Source organism: Pelagibius marinus (genome assembly GCF_014925385.1).
Lineage (GTDB): Bacteria > Pseudomonadota > Alphaproteobacteria > Kiloniellales > Kiloniellaceae > Pelagibius > Pelagibius marinus.
Genome location: NZ_JACSDK010000001.1, coordinates 422,253 through 437,557, shown reverse-complemented (window position 1 = coordinate 437,557; position 15,305 = coordinate 422,253). Strand labels below are relative to the sequence as shown.

Genomic DNA, 15,305 nt, shown 5'->3' with positions numbered 1-15,305 from the left:
CTACTTCATGGTGGGGATCGAGAACTCCGCCCCTTCCTTGACGCCCGAGGGCCAGCGCGAGGTCACCGTCTTGGTCCGCGTGTAGAAGCGGAAGCCGTCGGGGCCGTGCTGGTTCAGGTCGCCGAAGCCGGAGGCCTTCCAGCCGCCGAAGGTGTAGTAGGCCAGCGGCACCGGAATCGGCACGTTGACACCGACCATGCCGACATTGACGCGGTCGCAGAAGTCGCGCGCCGTGTCGCCGTCGCGGGTGAAGATCGCCGTGCCGTTGCCGTAGGGATTGGTCATCGTCATGTCCAAGGCGTCGTCGTAGGCCTTGGCGCGCACCACCGAGAGCACGGGGCCGAAGATCTCTTCCTTGTAGATGTCCATGTCGGTGGTCACCTTGTCGAAGAGGCAGCCGCCGACGAAGAAGCCGTTCTCGTAGCCCTGCATGGTGAAGTCGCGGCCGTCGACGGCCAACTCGGCGCCCTGGGCCACGCCGCTGTCGACCAGGCCCTTGACCCGGTCGCGCGCGGCGGCGGTGACCAGCGGGCCCATGTCGACGTCGTCGCCGGCGGTGTAGGGGCCGATCTTCAGGCTCTCGACCCGCGGGATGAGGCGCTCCATCAGGGCATCGGCGGTCTTCTCGCCCACCGGCACGGCCACCGAGATGGCCATGCAGCGCTCGCCCGCCGCGCCGTAGCCGGCGCCGATCAGGGCGTCGACCGTCTGGTCCAGGTCGGCGTCGGGCATGACGATCATGTGGTTCTTGGCGCCGCCGAAGCACTGCACGCGCTTTCCGTTGGCGCAGCCGCGGGTATAGACGTACTCGGCGATCGGCGTCGAGCCGACGAAGCCCACGGCCTGTATATCGGGGTGGTCGAGGATGGCGTCGACCGCGCCCTTGTCGCCGTTGACCACGTTCAGAATGCCGGCGGGCAGGCCCGCCTCCATCATCAGCTCGGCCAGCATCAGCGGCACCGAGGGATCGCGCTCCGACGGCTTCAGGATGAAGGCGTTGCCCGCGGCGATGGCCGGGCAGAACTTCCACATCGGGATCATGGCCGGGAAGTTGAACGGCGTGATGCCGGCCACCACGCCCAGCGGCTGGCGCACCGAGTAGATGTCGATGCCGGGGCCGGCGTTGCCGGTGTACTCGCCCTTCAGGTGGTGCGGCACGCCGAAGCAGAACTCGGCGACCTCCAGGCCGCGGATGACGTCGCCCTTGGCGTCGGGGAAGGTCTTGCCGTGCTCGCGCGACAGCGCCTCGGCCAGCTTGTCCATGTCGCGGTGGAGCAGGTCGACGAACTTCATCAGCACCCGCGCGCGGCGCTGCGGGTTCACCGCGGCCCAGGCCGGCTGCGCTTCCTTGGCGTTGGCGACGGCGGCGGCCATCTCCTCGTCACTGGCCAGCGGCACCAGCTTCTCGGCCTCGCCGGTCGCGGGATTGAACACCTCGGCCGTGCGTCCGCTCGTCCCCTTGACGTGCTTGCCACCGATGAAGTGTGTGAGTTCCTGCACCTTGACTGTCCTCCCGACTGCGCTGCGACCGGCTTTCCCGCGCCCTGTTCCGGACGCCCAGGCTTTGTTCACCCGGGATCGCTTGACCCGCTAAAATAATGGCTGTTTTGCGTAGTACATTCTTCTATGCGCCTAAACCGCCATTTTGTCATTTTCATTTTGCATTTTTGCAAGGATGCGGCGAGCATGGCTGCAAGAACGCAAAGCCTATCAGAAAGCGAAGCGATGCGCTGGGACGATTTGAAGTTCTTTCTCGCGGTGGCGCGCACCGGGCAGCTGACCACCGCGGCCAAGGGCCTGAAGGTCGACAACGCCACAGTGGCGCGCCGCATCCGCGCCCTGGAGACCGATCTGGACGCCCAGCTTTTCGACCGCAATCCCAAGGGCTACAGCCTGACCGAGGTGGGCCAGCGCCTGCTGCCCTCGGCCGAGGCCATGGAGACCACCACCCTGCAGGCCCAGGCCCAGGTGCAGGGCCGCGACGAGTCGCTGGAGGGCGTGGTGCGCCTGGGCGCGCCGGACGGCTTCGGCAGTTTCTTCCTGGCCCCGCGCATCCACAAATTGGCGCGCCGTCACCCCAAGCTGGAACTTCAGCTGGTGGCCATGCCGCGGGTCTTCAGCCTGGCCAAGCGCGAGGCCGACCTGACCATCGCGGTGACGCGGCCGACCTCCGGGCGCCTGCTGGCCTCCAAGCTCACAGACTACAGGTTGCAGCTCTACGCGGCGCCTGACTACCTGAAGGAGAACCCGCCGATCCGCGGCCTGGAGGACCTGACCCACCACGCCATGATCGGCTACATCGCCGACCTGATCTTCGACCCCAAGCTGGACTACATGCCCAACTTCGGGCGCAAGGTGGTGCCGCAGATCTCCAGCTCCAACCTCATCGCCCAGCTCAACGCCACCCTGGCCGGCGCCGGCGTCTGCATCCTGCCCGACTTCCTGGCCGGCCAGCAGAGCGGCCTGCAGCCGGTGCTGCGCAAGACCTTCTCCCTGACCCGCACCTTCTGGATCGTCTCCCACGAGAACACCGCGGCCCTGCGCCGCATTCGCGAGACCATCGAGTTCGTGAAGGACGAGGTGCGCGCGAACAAGGACATCTTCTGAGCCTGATTACGGGTAAATCTTCACCCAACAAAACCATCGCGTGATGTAATATCGAGCGTCATGCTGCAATTGTTTATAAGGTTGCGCGCACAAATCGATCCGTAATCCACTGTTTTGTGAGGCGGGTTGTTGGGAATGTCAGGAGGCATTCAAGATATGAAATGGCCATTGGTTTTAGTGGCACTAACTGGGCCCGCCATTCTGGTATTCCTCACTCGCTTCCTACCAACAGGACCTATCAAGAAATTCTTTAGCGGTTCTCCCGATTCAATACCGCAGACTGCGCGGCAAGAAGCGACTCGATTGGAGCAAGAGCTAGAATTGGGCTTGATATCCGAGGTTATTGGAAAGAGCGAAGCGAATACGCCTGATCGTCTAATTGCAAAAATTCACAAAGCTATTCAGTACGCAATCGATCGGCACGACTGGTATGAGGATCAAAGGTACAGGGTGCTACAAACGCACGTAAGCATCTCAATTTTTATCCTCACATCCATCGGCATTGCACTTCGCCTTGGCACTGCGCTTAGCGATCTAGAGAAATGGATATTGATTGGAATTGCGTGTTCGACTGCCATCGGACTGTTCATCATACTTTTCTTGTTCAATAAAGAATTAGATACAGATCGACCCTATAGACTGATTTCCGACGTTAGGTTCTGGTTCTATCGTTACGTCCTAGGCTCCGAAAAAATAAATCCGAAATCGATGAACAACGATGAACTCGTGCACAAAATCGTTGGGATGCGAGAGCGTTTCTTCAAAAAGTTGATCGAGAATTTTGACCTTAAAAAATCAATTCGTGAAGACCTGGAGCAAGTCTTCATCCTGCAAACACTACAGCTCCACAAGAGCGCCTCTCTCAACCAGCTACGATGGGCATTCACTTACTATTTAGTGGTTCTCCTAATACAGGTTGTCGCCTTTTTCGCCATAGGAGGCCTATGTGAATAATGCCCCAATATCAGACGAAGTTTCCTACCTGTATCACGCGACATTTCAATGCTGTGAAGAGCGGCAGGGGTATGATGGTGCTTGGCAACTAGCGCCTTTTCAGTGCTCAATCCCATATCAGGACAACGCCATCAGCCGACTTTTGAATTTGCGTGAGTTCCTCCGCGAAGAGTTTCCAGAACTCATAGATTTCGGAGAGAGGCGTGCAAAGAAAGCATTCGAAGAACGCCGAAGCACCACAACTAAACCAAGCTATATCTCGCGAATCGAGAATTTCTTGCAGGATGGGTTTGATCAAAAACAAAACTTGCTCGAAATTGCGAAACGAGAGCCCGCATCTGGTGGCCTTGTGTTCTCAGTATTCACTCCTCATGACATCCTGGACCGAAAGCGACCCGGTTACGTTCCTTGCTTAGTGTCTGGCTCATTCCTTCTGCACGAGAACGAACTGCATTTGAATGCGTTTTTCCGCTCCCAGAGCGTTGTGGAGTTTGGACTGTTCGACATGCTTTTCCTCCGCCAGTTTCAGCAAGAGTTCTTTGAGCTCTATTCGGCCAGAGCAACGCCTCGATTGGGAGAAATTAAAATGGGGCCACTTAATTTACAGCTCGCTAGAGTCTTGGTGCACCGTAGGTTCTTGAAGCGCAACAAGAGCTTCGTGCCGCGAGCGGAGATCGTCCACAAGTGGCTGCATAAGGTGGAAGAATTCATGCTCTTGAATAGAGAAGCATCGGCATACAACTAGTCCGCACCTTCTGGATCGTCTCCCACGAAAACACCGCCGCCCTGCGCCGCATCCGCGAGACCATCGACTTCATCAAGGACGAGGTGCGCGAGAACAAGGACATCTTCTAGAAATCCGGCTACCTTCGCCGGGCCATGCCATCCGAGACCGTCGCCTCTCCTTCGCGCGAAGACTTCTTCCTCGACCTCTCCTTTCCGGAAGGGGATCTGCGCCTGGCCGCCCGGCGCATCGGAAACGTCGGCGTGGGGCCGACCCTCGTCTTCCTGCACGAGGCCCTGGGCTCCATCGGCCAGTGGAAGGGCTTTCCCGAGGATATGGCCGCCGCCAGCGGCCTGCCGGGCCTGGTCTACGAGCGCCAGGGCCACGGCCGTTCCTCGCCGCTCAGCCTGCCGCGGGCGGGCGACTACCTGCGCCACGAGGCCGAGGCGGTGCTGCCGGCGGTGCTGGCCGCCGCGGGGATCGACCGGCCGGTCCTCTTCGGCCACAGCGACGGGGCCACCATCGCGCTGATGTATGCCGCCGCCTTTCCGGAGCAGGTGGCCGGCTGCATCGTACTCGCCCCGCATGTGATGGTTGAGGAGGAGACCCTGGCCGGCATCCGCGCCGCCGACCAGGACCCGCGCGCGCCGGAGATCCGCCGCCGCCTTGCCCGCTACCACGGCGACGGCACCGAGGAGCTGTGGCGCGCCTGGACCGAGACCTGGCTGCGCCCGGGCTTCGCGGCCTGCGAGCTGCGCGCCGATCTGCCGCGCATCACCTGCCCCGTCCTGGCGATCCAGGGCGAGGACGACGACTACGGCAGTGACGCGCAGATCAACCTCATTGCCGCCGGGGCCGCCGGCCCGGTGGAGGCCGTCTTCCTGCCCGTCTGCGGCCACCAGCCCCACCTGGAGCAGCGCCCGGCGGTGCTGGAGGCCGCCGCCGCCTTCCTGGCCCGCCTCCACTGAGTTAAGGGGGCTGACCTCCGGGGAGCCGGAACCGGGGCGTTTTCCGCCCGCAAGCCGCGATAATCCAGGGGGCCTGCCCCCCGCAAAACGGCATGGACAAGTCGCTGGCGGCGAGTATTTTATCGCCCATATTCCCAAACGTGAGCTCCCGCGAGACGGTCGCAACCGGTCGCGGGGCACGCCGGTACCGAACCTGCCGCAGCTGCCTGCCCGCGATGCACTGGAGGGGCGGAGACGGTAGGAAGGTTTTCCGGCGGCCCAACGCAACCGAAGGAGAGATGCTCATGCCTTCCAAGGACACCCTGAAAACCCGCCGCGACCTCGAGGTCGGGGGCAAGACCTACAGCTACTACAGCCTGGAGGCCGCGGCCTCCGAGATCGGCGACGTTTCGCGCCTGCCCTATTCCATGAAGGTGCTGCTGGAAAACCTGCTGCGCTACGAGGACGGCAGCAGCGTCACGGTCGACGACATCCGCGCCATCGGCCAGTGGCTGAAGGACAAGCGCTCCGACCGCGAGATCGCCTACCGCCCGGCCCGCGTGCTGCTGCAGGACTTCACCGGCGTGCCCGCGGTGGTCGACCTGGCCGCCATGCGCGAGGCGCTGACCAAGCTGGGCGGCGACCCGCGCAAGATCAATCCGCTGTCGCCGGTCGACCTGGTCATCGACCACTCGGTCATGGTCGACAACTACGGCAGCGACGACGCCTTCAAGAAGAACGTGGCGATGGAGTTCGACCGCAACGGCGAGCGCTACTCCTTCCTGCGCTGGGGCCAGAGCGCCTTCGACAACTTCCGCGTCGTGCCGCCGGGCACCGGCATCTGCCACCAGGTGAACCTGGAATATCTCTCCCAGGTGGTCTGGACCAAGGACGAGGACGGCAAGACCGTCGCCTACCCGGACACCCTGGTCGGCACCGACAGCCACACCACCATGGTCAACGGCCTTTCCGTCCTGGGCTGGGGCGTCGGCGGCATCGAGGCCGAGGCGGCCATGCTGGGCCAGCCGGTCTCCATGCTGATCCCCGAGGTCATCGGCTTCAAGCTGACCGGCCGGATGAAGGAAGGCACCACCGCCACCGACCTGGTGCTGACCGTGGTGCAGATGCTGCGCGCCAAGGGCGTGGTCGGCAAGTTCGTTGAGTTCTACGGCGACGGCCTGGACCACCTGAGCCTGGCCGACCAGGCGACGATCGGCAACATGGCCCCTGAATACGGCGCCACCTGCGGCATCTTCCCGATCGACGAGGAGACCATCCGCTACCTGACCTTCACCAGCCGCGACCCCGAGCGCGTGGCCCTGGTCGAGGCCTACGCCAAGGCCCAGGGCATGTGGCGCGACGCCGATACGCCCGAGCCGGTCTTCACCGACAGCCTGGAGCTGGACCTGGGCAGCGTCGAGCCGAGCCTGGCCGGTCCCAAGCGCCCGCAGGACCGCGTGCCGCTGTCCGGCGTGAAGGCCTCCGCCGAGGCCGCGCTGAACGACATGGGGACCGGCACCGCGCAGCCCCTGGAAGGCAGCGATGAGACCCTGGACCCGGCCGACGTGGTGATCGCCGCCATCACCTCCTGCACCAACACCTCCAACCCCGCGGTGCTGGTCGCCGCCGGCCTCTTGGCCAAGAAGGCCAACGAGAAGGGCCTGAACCGCAAGCCCTGGGTGAAGACCTCCCTGGCGCCGGGCAGCCAGGTGGTGACCGACTACCTGGTGGCCGCCGGCCTGCAGGAGCACCTCGACGCCCTGGGCTTCGAGCTGGTGGGCTACGGCTGCACCACCTGCATCGGCAACTCCGGCCCGCTGGACGCGCCGGTCCAGGACGCCATCGACAAGGGCAACCTCTCGGTCGCCGCGGTGCTCTCCGGCAACCGCAACTTCGAGGGCCGCGTCCACCCGCTGGTGAAGCTGAACTACCTGGCCTCGCCGCCGCTGGTGGTCGCCTACGCCATCGCCGGCTCGCTGAAGGTCGATCTGCTGAACGACCCCATCGGCAACGACAAGGACGGCAACCCGGTCTTCCTGAAGGACATCTGGCCCTCCAACCAGGAGATCGCCCAGGTGATCGGCGACGTGCTGACCCCGGAGATGTTCAAGGCGCGCTATTCCAACGTCTTCGAGGGCCCGCCGGAGTGGCGTGAGATCGATACCGGCACCGGCATGACCTACATGTGGAACCCCTCCTCGACTTACGTGCAGTACCCGCCGTTCTTCGAGGAGATGAAGGCCGAGCCCGAGGCCGTGGGCGACATCACCGGCGCCCGCGCGCTGGCCAAGCTGGCCGATTCCATCACCACCGACCACATCTCCCCGGCCGGCTCCATCAAGAAGGAGAGCCCGGCCGGCGACTACCTGCTGGAACACCAGGTGCGTCCGCTGGACTTCAACTCCTACGGCGCGCGCCGCGGCAACCACCAGGTCATGATGCGCGGCACCTTCGCCAACATCCGCATCAAGAACGAGATGGTGCCGGGCGTCGAGGGCGGCTTCACCAAGCACCTGCCCGACGGCGAGGTCATGCCGATCTACGACGCGGCCATGAAGTACGCCGAGGAGGGCGTGCCGCTGGTGGTCATCGGCGGCAAGGAGTACGGCACCGGCTCCTCGCGCGACTGGGCGGCCAAGGGCACGCGCCTCTTGGGCATCAAGGCGGTGATCGTCGAGAGCTTCGAGCGCATCCACCGCTCCAACCTGGTGGGCATGGGCGTGCTGCCGCTGCAGTTCACCGGCGGTGCCAGCCGCGAGAGCCTGAAGCTGACCGGCGAGGAGACCTTCGACATCACCGGCGTGGCCGGGGGCATCAAGCCGCGCATGGAGCTGACGCTCACCATCCACCGCCCCGACGGCTCGTCGGAGCAGGTGCCGGTGCTCTGCCGCATCGATACCGCCGACGAGGTGGAGTACTACAAGAACGGCGGCATCCTGCACTACGTCCTGCGCAACCTGATGAAGGCGGCGTAAGCCCGACCTTCATAGGCATCAGCCGAAACGAGAAAGGCCCTCGCGAAAGCGGGGGCCTTTTTCAATCAGGCCCGGAGACTCAATCCGGCAGGCGGACGGTCAATTCCATTTCGACCTGCAGGTCCGGGGCGGCGAGGGCGGCAACGCCGATACCGGTAAGACTGGGCCGGGCGCCGTCGAAGGCGGCCAGCAGGGGCGGCATGACCTCCTCCAGTCTCTCGGGCGTCAGGTCGACGGCGTAGACCCGCGCCATGACGATGTCCTGCGGGCGCGCGCCGAGAGCCTCCAGAGCGGCCCGGGCGTTGGCGGCCACGATCTCCATCTGCTCGCCGAGGCTGTCCGGCGGGGGCGCGCCGCCGGGCCGCAGGGCGACCTGACCGGAAATGAAGGCCAGGCGTCCCGCTTCGGCAACGGAGATCTGCGAGTAGCCCAAAGCCGAAGTGTCCGGCAAGAGGGGCGGGTTCAGGCGGGCAACGGGCTGCGGCATGGGATAATCTGTCCTCTAGGCAAAGAGTTCTTCATATCGTATAAAATACTCTGCAAATGTAGAGGTCCGATGTCAACGCCAAAACCCGACCGCCGGGAAACCATCTTGAATGCCGTGGTCGAACTTCTCGCGACCCGGGGCCTGGAAGGCGTGACCCATCGCGCGGTCGACGAGGCGGCGGGGCTGCCGCAGGGTTCCTCCACCTACTACTTTCCGAAGAAGGCGGGCTTGCTGAGCGCCGCGGCACAGCACCTTGCGACGGTCCTGGAGAAGGATTGCGACGAGCTGCAGGTCGGCTTTGCGGAGCGGGCCGCCAAGCAGGGCATGGACGCGGCGGTGAGCTATGTCGCCGAGGAGGTCATCGCCTATGCGGAAGACTCGCGGCACCTGTTTCTGGCGCGGATGGAGCTGACCCTGGCGGCCGCGCGCCGCGACGACCTGAAGGGCGTCGGCGAACAGCTGACCGCGGCGGCGCGCCGGCCGATCGAATTCTTCCTGCGGCTCATCTCCGAGGGCAAGGACGACGTCGCCATCGACACCTGCGCCGGACTGGTCGACGGGATCGCCCTGATGCACGCGACCGGCCAAGGCCCGAAACCCACCACCGATCAGATCGCCGCCGTGGTTCGCTCCATACTCTGAAGACCGGCAGTGCTGTCCGCCGCGCGGCCGTCCGGAGAATCCGCCTTCACCGGAGTCCCAAAAACGGGCGCCGAAACGAGAAAGGCCCCTGCCGACGGCAGGGGCCTTTTTCATTGGAACCCGGAAGGCTCCGGAAGCTTCAGCAGCTTACTTGAGCTTCTTGGAGTGCTTGGCGGCCTCGTCCTTCAGCGCCTTGCCGGCGGTGAAGCGCGGCTGCAGGGTCGCCGGCTTGGCCTTGAACATCATCTCTTCGCCGGTGAAGGGATTGGTGCCCTTGCGCGCCTTGGTGGCTGCCTTGTAGCGCATCTTGAGGCGGCCGAGGTGGCCCATCGGCACGCTGCCCGGCACCGTCTTCTTGGTGTCCTTGAGCGCGAGATCCGACATGACCGGCCAGAGCGCGTCGAGAAGCTTGCTGGCGTCGCGGCGGCTGAACTCGCCCCACTGATCGCCGAGTGCCTTGGTCAGAGCCTTGGCGTAGGCGTCGGCCAGTTGAGTCTTCGTCACTGTCATACTCATTTTCCCCAATATGTGGTCCCGGTGAAATGCGGGAGCAGTCTGAACATTGCCGGTGATGGCGGGTGCGGCCTGCTTACGTAAGATAAGGTTAATGATTCGTTAAGGGAAGGGCGTAAACGAGAAAAGGCCCCCGCCGGCGGCAGGAGCCTTTTCTCGTTTTGTGCGCCGGGAATCCCTATTCTAGAGCTTCCCGGTGACTCGTTAGCGCTTGGCGGTAACCTGGCCGGCGGCGAAGCGGACCTGCGAGAGGAAGCGGTCGAAGATCTGCGCCGTCGCGCGGTTGAGGGCGACGATGGCGGCATCGACCGACTCGTCGGCGGCCGCTTCTTCGGCGCCGAAGGTCTCCACCACCAGCACCCGGTCGTCGCTCAGCCGCAGCAGGGCCAGCTCGATCTCCACGAAAACCCGGGGCGGGCCGCCGCCGAGCAGCCGTTCGAGGCGGCGCACCTTGCCGCTGACCTGGTAGTCGGCGCGGATGCGCATGTCGGGCGTCACCACCTGACGGGAGACGCCGCTGCGCCGCAGATAGGTCACCATCTGGTCCTGCAGCATGCGCGGCGGCGCGTCGTTCCAATAGTGGTAGTTGTGCTGCTGCAGCTCGTAGGATTCGCCGCTTTCGCTGTACAGCAGCGGGCGCTCGCGCAGCAGGCCGTCGGCCTGCAGCAGCTCCACCGTCATGATGCCCGGCAGCGGCGCCTCGCCGGCGCTCTGCTCGGGCGTCGGCACCAGCAGACGGTAGTAGTGGTCGCGCGGCACCGGCGGCGCCGAGCCGAGGCAGCCGGCCAGCAGCGGCGCGGCGCAAGCCAGAAGAAGAAGGCGCTTCATTGGTTTTCCTTCCGGGACCGGGTGCTGGTGGAGGGCGTCTCGACACGCACTTCCTCGGGCGCCGTGCCGCCCAGCAGCAGGCTCGGGTTCTGCCGGATCAGCCGGCTGAACTCGTTCATGTTGCGGGAGGTGCCCGCCAGGTTGTGATTGATGCTGTCGATGTTCTGGGCGATGGAGCGCAGGATGTAGCGCGTGTCATCCAGGGCGGCATTGACGTTGCCCTGGTTCTTGTCGACGACGTCTTCCAGCGTGGTGACGATGCTGTCGAGCTGGACCAGGGTGCCCTGAACCGTCTGGGTGATGGTGACGAGGTCCTGGGAGACCGTGTTCACGTTCTCCACCGTCTGCTGCACCCCGGCCACATTCTGCTCCGAGAGCAGCTGCTGCACCGAGCCCAGGGTGACGTTGAGCTCCTGCATGAAGCCCAGCAGCTCGCCGGTAATCTCCGGCACGCGCCCGCGGGTGTCCTGGGCCACGGCGTTGAGCGAGCCGATCATCGGCGCCACGTCGTCGTCGAGCAGGTGGTTGGCGTTGTCCACCAGGGCCGTCATCCTGTCGAGCAGCGGCTTCAGGCCGTCGCGCGACAGCTCGTTGACCTGGCCGGCGACGCTGGCCATGGCCGCGAACATGTCGGCGGCCGGGGCCGAGGCCATGCGCGCGCCCGGCTGCAGCGCCGTCTCGGCGCTGCCGCGCTGAATCTCGACCGTCTTGGCGCCGAGGAACTGGGAGCTGTGGATCCGCGCCACGCTGTCGGTCGGGATGACGAAGCCCTCCTCGACCGAGATCTCGAGCAGGAAGACCGTGGCGCCCTCCTCGACGATAGGCTCGATCGACTCGACCTGGCCCACGGGGAAACCCTCGTAGCGCACCTGGGTGCCGAACTTCACGTCGGCGACGTTGTCGAAGACGAGGGAGTACTGGTCGCGCGATCCGGTGCCGCCGCTGAGCGCCACCGTCGCGCCGATGGCCGCCAGCAGCATGGCGATGACGAAGGCGCCGACGGCGGCGTAGTTCAATCCCTGATGTCGCATGGTTCTACACCGCTCCCGCGTCTTGCTTTGTCCCGGCCGCTTGGGGGTCGCCCGCAGGCGCCGCCTCGCCGGTGAGCCGCCGCAGGTAGGTCTCGGCGTCCACTTCGGCGTTTTCCGCACGGCGGTTGAGAAGGTTCTGGATACGCGCGTTGTCGGAGCGACGAATGCCCGCGACGTCGTCGACCGTGAGGATGCGGCCCTGGTCCAGCACCGTGATGCGGTCGGCGATCTTGAAGGCGCTTTCCAGTTCGTGGGTGACCACGACGATGGACATGTTCATGGCCTCGCGCAGTTTCAGGATCAGGTCGTCCAGCGCCGAGGAGACGGCCGGGTCCAGCCCGGCCGAGGGCTCGTCGAAGAACAGCAGCGCCGGGTCCATGACGATGGCCCGCGCCACGGCGGCGCGCTTGACCATGCCGCCCGACAGCTCGGCCGGCATCAGATCTTCCGCCCCGGCGAGGTTCACGACCTCCAGCTTGAGGCGGGCCATGATCTCCATGGTCTGGCGGTCGAGCTGCGTATGCTCGCGCAGCGGCAGCATGATGTTGTCCAGCACGTTCATCGAGCTGAACAGCGCGCCGCCCTGGAAAGCGACGCCGATGCGCCGCCGCAGGCGCTGCATTTCCAGGGCCGGCGCGCGGGTGATGTCCACGCCCAGCAGCTCGACGCTGCCGGCGGTCGGGCGCATGAGGCCGACAAGGTGGCGCAGCAGGGTCGACTTGCCGGAGCCGCTGCCGCCCATGATCACCATGATCTCCCCCGGCGCCACCGTGAGCTCGATGTCGTGCAGCACCTGGCGGGCGCCGTAGTGCGCCTGCAGGCCCTGGATCCGGACGACCGCGTCGTCGGTCCTCGTCTGCGTCGGGGTTTCCTGAGCAACGGCAGCCATGGGCCTATCCCGCGGTCACGACGAAGGCGAAGATCATGTCGACCATGATGATCGCGGCGATGGACTGCACCACGGCGCGGGTCGTGCGCCGTCCGACGCCCTCGGCCCCGCCGTCGGCCAGGGCGCCGTTGACCGCCGAGACCAGCGCCACCAGCGCCGCGAAGAGCACGCTCTTACCCAGGCCGTGCGCCAGGTCGTTGACGGAGAGCGCGGCAACCACGTCGGCGAAGTAGGCGGCCAGGCTGATGTCCAGTTGCGCGGTGACAAAGAGGCCGGCGGCGCTGAGCGCAACGATGTTGGCCCACATGGTGAGGCAGGGCACCATGATCATCATGGCGAAGAGCGCCGGCGCGATGAGGAAGCGGACCGGCGAGATGCCGATCACGCGCAGTGCGTCCACCTCCTGGTTGATCATCATGGTGCTGAAGCGCGCCGCCAGGGCGGAGCCGGAGCGCCCGGCGACCAGGATGCCGACGATGAGCGGCGCGAACTCCCGCACCACAGAAAGCGCGATACCCACCGTGGCGAAGGACTCGGCGCCGAAGAGGCCCAGGCTGTAGAGGCTCTGGATCGCCAGCATCATGCCGATGGTCGCGGCCAGCACCGAGGCGATGGGCAGGGCCTCGACGCCGATCTGCATCATCTGCGCGACCACCGCGGCGAGGCGCACCGGCTGGCGGCGCGTCGGGCCGAGGACGGCCCAGAGCACGGCTTCCAGGAAGAGCGCGCCGGCGAAGCCGACCTCTTCCGCGCCGCGCAGGACGCCCTTGCCGATACCCTCTGCGACCCGCTGCATCGCGCGCTCCTAGTTCTCGCCCGCCAGGGCGGCGTCGAGGTCCGGGTGGATCGCGAAGACCTTGTCGAGGCGCGCCAGCTCGAAGACACGCAAGGCCTGGGGGCTGACCGCGACGAGGCAGAGATCGGTGCCGCGCTGCTTGGCCCACTGCAACGCCTCGACCAGGCTGGCAATGCCGGAGCTGTCGATGTAGGTCACCGCCGAGAGGTCGACGAGGACGTCCTTGCTGCGCTTCACGCAATCGAGCAGCAGACGGCGCGCTTCCGGCGCGCGGTCCAGGTCGATCTCCCCGGTGAGGCTCACCACCAGGTTGCCGTTCACTTCACGGACCGCTTCGCTCATTTGGAGGGATCCTTTTTCTTGGACATCTGCAGGACGTTGCCGACGCCGCTGGGCGAGCGTCCGAAGTCCGTGGTGTCCATCAGGTTCTGGATGAAATAGGTGCCGAGGCCGCCGGGCCGGAGGTCGCGCAGCGCGCGCGGCTGCACCGCCGTGGGCGCGACGGCCGGGCCGAAATCGGTGACCCGCAGGATGATGCTGTCGGCGTTCTGCAGGATGTCGAGCAGGATGGGGCCGTCGCCGCGGCCCTCGTAGGCGTGCAGGATGACGTTCTGACAGGCCTCGCCCACCGCCAGCACGATGTCGTGGGTGCCCGCCTCGTCGAAGCCGCAGAAGCGCGCGGCGCTGCGCACCAGGTCGCGCACCATGGCCATGCGGTCGGTGCGGGCGGGGAAGCGCAGCTCCAGCAGGTATTCCGCCTCGGGCGTGGTGATGGCGGCGATCTTCATGGCGCCTCCTGCCGCAGGGCGGGCGCCTCGACGCCGGCCTCCGCGGACACCCAGGCATCGTCGATGGCCAGCACCGTCAGGTCGTCGCGGGCTTCCCAGCCGCCGTCCTGGTCCAGGGTCGCGAGCAGCGCCTCCAGGCGCTGGGCCAGCGGCGCCTCGGCCAGGGATTCGATGAGCAGGATCAGTCCTTCGACGCCCAGCTCCTCGCCGCTCTCGTAGCGGTATTCGGTGAGCCCGTCGGAGAAGACGTAGAGCTCGCCGCCGTCGAGGTCGATGTGCTCTTCGGGCGGCCGGTTCTGCGGCAGCATGCCGAGCGGCGGCACCGCGGCCTCGAAGGAGGCATAGCTGCGGTCGCGCCGGCGCAGCAGCGGCGGCTGGTGCCCGGCGTTGGCCAGGCAGACCTTGCCGTTGGCGAGCCAGTAGTGTCCGGCCACCATGGTCACGAACATGCCGCGCGTCGCCGTCTCGAACAGCTCGGCATTGATGGCCTCGAGCAGTTCGCCCGGCGCGTCGATGCGCTTGCCGAGGCAGCGGAAGAGGCTGATGGTCTTGGCCATCAGCAGGGCGGCGTTCAGTCCCTTGCCCGAGACATCGCCCAGGGCGAAGGCGATGCGCGCCTCGTCCAGGCGGTAGAAATCGAAGAAGTCCCCGGAGAGCTTGCGCGCCGGCAGGTTGACGCCCCAGATCGGCTGGTGCCCGGCGGTGCACTGGGGCTGCAGGCTCTGCTGCAGGTCCGCGGCCATCTCCAGGCTGCTGCTGAGCTGCACCTGCTCGGCAAGGCGCTCGCGCAGCGCGGCGTTGGCCAGGACGAGGTCGGAGAGGCCGCGCAGCACCCGCGCGAAGGCCTTGCCGCCCGGCTGCGGCGCGCGCGCCAGGGCAGCCTTCAGCAGGGCGGCGGGATCACCCGCCGCCGCCAGGCGCGCGCTCAAGTCGCCTAGAAATTCCAATTGTCCGGAGAGGCCTTGACCGGGCTGCCCGGCGGCCTCGAGGTTTCGTTGATCCGACATCGCCCTGGCGCGTACCGCTGACCCTAGTGCTCCACCGACGATCTTATTTTCTAGAGGTTAACCTTCCCTTTGGGCCCGCCTTTTCAACGAAGGCGTTACAGTAAATACAACCTGATG

General features: G+C 65.6%; 16 protein-coding genes. 6 read left to right on the top strand and 10 right to left on the bottom strand.

All coding sequences use genetic code 11. The features are described from left to right. Nucleotides 1-1,500, bottom strand: coding sequence for a CoA-acylating methylmalonate-semialdehyde dehydrogenase (locus H7X47_RS02095; RefSeq protein ID WP_193366951.1), 1,500 nt, complete (start codon nt 1,498-1,500; stop codon nt 1-3). A 225-nt stretch (nt 1,501-1,725) separates the two neighbouring features. On the opposite strand from H7X47_RS02095, the gene H7X47_RS02090 reads away from it, so the two are divergent. From H7X47_RS02090 to acnA, 5 genes are all read left to right on the top strand, one after another. Then, nucleotides 1,726-2,607: a LysR family transcriptional regulator gene (locus tag H7X47_RS02090; RefSeq protein WP_193366950.1), complete on the top strand. Its 882-nt coding sequence runs from the start codon at nt 1,726-1,728 to the stop codon at nt 2,605-2,607. 156 nt (nt 2,608-2,763) lie between these two features. Next, nucleotides 2,764-3,561 (top strand): hypothetical protein, encoded by a 798-nt coding sequence (locus H7X47_RS02085; RefSeq protein WP_193366949.1) that lies wholly within the window; start codon nt 2,764-2,766, stop codon nt 3,559-3,561. Beyond that, on the top strand, nt 3,554-4,306 hold the full coding sequence (locus tag H7X47_RS02080; protein ID WP_193366948.1) for a thymidylate synthase family protein: 753 nt from the start codon (nt 3,554-3,556) through the stop codon (nt 4,304-4,306). The genes H7X47_RS02085 and H7X47_RS02080 overlap by 8 nt, the downstream gene beginning before the upstream one ends. 134 nt (nt 4,307-4,440) lie before the next feature. Beyond that, nucleotides 4,441-5,253: an alpha/beta fold hydrolase gene (locus tag H7X47_RS02075; protein ID WP_193366947.1), complete on the top strand. Its 813-nt coding sequence runs from the start codon at nt 4,441-4,443 to the stop codon at nt 5,251-5,253. Nucleotides 5,254-5,531: 278 nt separating this feature from the next. Further along, nucleotides 5,532-8,207 (top strand): aconitate hydratase AcnA, encoded by a 2,676-nt coding sequence (acnA, locus tag H7X47_RS02070; protein ID WP_437126526.1) that lies wholly within the window; start codon nt 5,532-5,534, stop codon nt 8,205-8,207. A gap of 79 nt (nt 8,208-8,286) precedes the next feature. Here acnA and H7X47_RS02065 read toward each other — a convergent pair whose 3' ends face one another. After that, nucleotides 8,287-8,694, bottom strand: coding sequence for a RidA family protein (locus tag H7X47_RS02065; protein ID WP_193366945.1), 408 nt, complete (start codon nt 8,692-8,694; stop codon nt 8,287-8,289). A 69-nt stretch (nt 8,695-8,763) separates the two neighbouring features. Here H7X47_RS02065 and H7X47_RS02060 point away from each other — a divergent pair, with 69 nt between their 5' ends. Continuing rightward, on the top strand, nt 8,764-9,336 hold the full coding sequence (locus tag H7X47_RS02060; protein WP_193366944.1) for a TetR/AcrR family transcriptional regulator: 573 nt from the start codon (nt 8,764-8,766) through the stop codon (nt 9,334-9,336). A 147-nt stretch (nt 9,337-9,483) separates the two neighbouring features. On the opposite strand, the gene H7X47_RS02055 is transcribed toward H7X47_RS02060, so the two are convergent. From H7X47_RS02055 to H7X47_RS02020, 8 genes are all read right to left on the bottom strand, one after another. Beyond that, nucleotides 9,484-9,846, bottom strand: coding sequence for an HU family DNA-binding protein (locus tag H7X47_RS02055; protein WP_319633505.1), 363 nt, complete (start codon nt 9,844-9,846; stop codon nt 9,484-9,486). A 207-nt stretch (nt 9,847-10,053) separates the two neighbouring features. Then, entirely contained in the window at nt 10,054-10,677 is a 624-nt protein-coding gene (locus tag H7X47_RS02050; protein WP_193366942.1) for an ABC-type transport auxiliary lipoprotein family protein, read from the bottom strand. Beyond that, nucleotides 10,674-11,708 (bottom strand): MlaD family protein, encoded by a 1,035-nt coding sequence (locus H7X47_RS02045; protein WP_193366941.1) that lies wholly within the window; start codon nt 11,706-11,708, stop codon nt 10,674-10,676. The genes H7X47_RS02050 and H7X47_RS02045 overlap by 4 nt, the downstream gene beginning before the upstream one ends. A gap of 4 nt (nt 11,709-11,712) precedes the next feature. After that, nucleotides 11,713-12,597 (bottom strand): ABC transporter ATP-binding protein, encoded by an 885-nt coding sequence (locus H7X47_RS02040; protein ID WP_193366940.1) that lies wholly within the window; start codon nt 12,595-12,597, stop codon nt 11,713-11,715. A 4-nt stretch (nt 12,598-12,601) separates the two neighbouring features. Continuing rightward, on the bottom strand, nt 12,602-13,393 hold the full coding sequence (locus H7X47_RS02035; protein ID WP_193366939.1) for an MlaE family ABC transporter permease: 792 nt from the start codon (nt 13,391-13,393) through the stop codon (nt 12,602-12,604). A gap of 9 nt (nt 13,394-13,402) precedes the next feature. Next, nucleotides 13,403-13,735, bottom strand: coding sequence for an STAS domain-containing protein (locus tag H7X47_RS02030; RefSeq protein ID WP_193366938.1), 333 nt, complete (start codon nt 13,733-13,735; stop codon nt 13,403-13,405). Beyond that, complete coding sequence (locus H7X47_RS02025) at nt 13,732-14,181, bottom strand: ATP-binding protein (protein ID WP_193366937.1); 450 nt, start codon at nt 14,179-14,181, stop codon at nt 13,732-13,734. Before H7X47_RS02025 ends, H7X47_RS02030 begins: the two co-directional genes overlap by 4 nt. Next, nucleotides 14,178-15,110, bottom strand: a complete 933-nt coding sequence (locus H7X47_RS02020; protein WP_193366936.1) for a PP2C family protein-serine/threonine phosphatase — start codon at nt 15,108-15,110, stop codon at nt 14,178-14,180. The genes H7X47_RS02025 and H7X47_RS02020 overlap by 4 nt, the downstream gene beginning before the upstream one ends. Between the last annotated feature and the right edge of the window lie 195 nt (nt 15,111-15,305).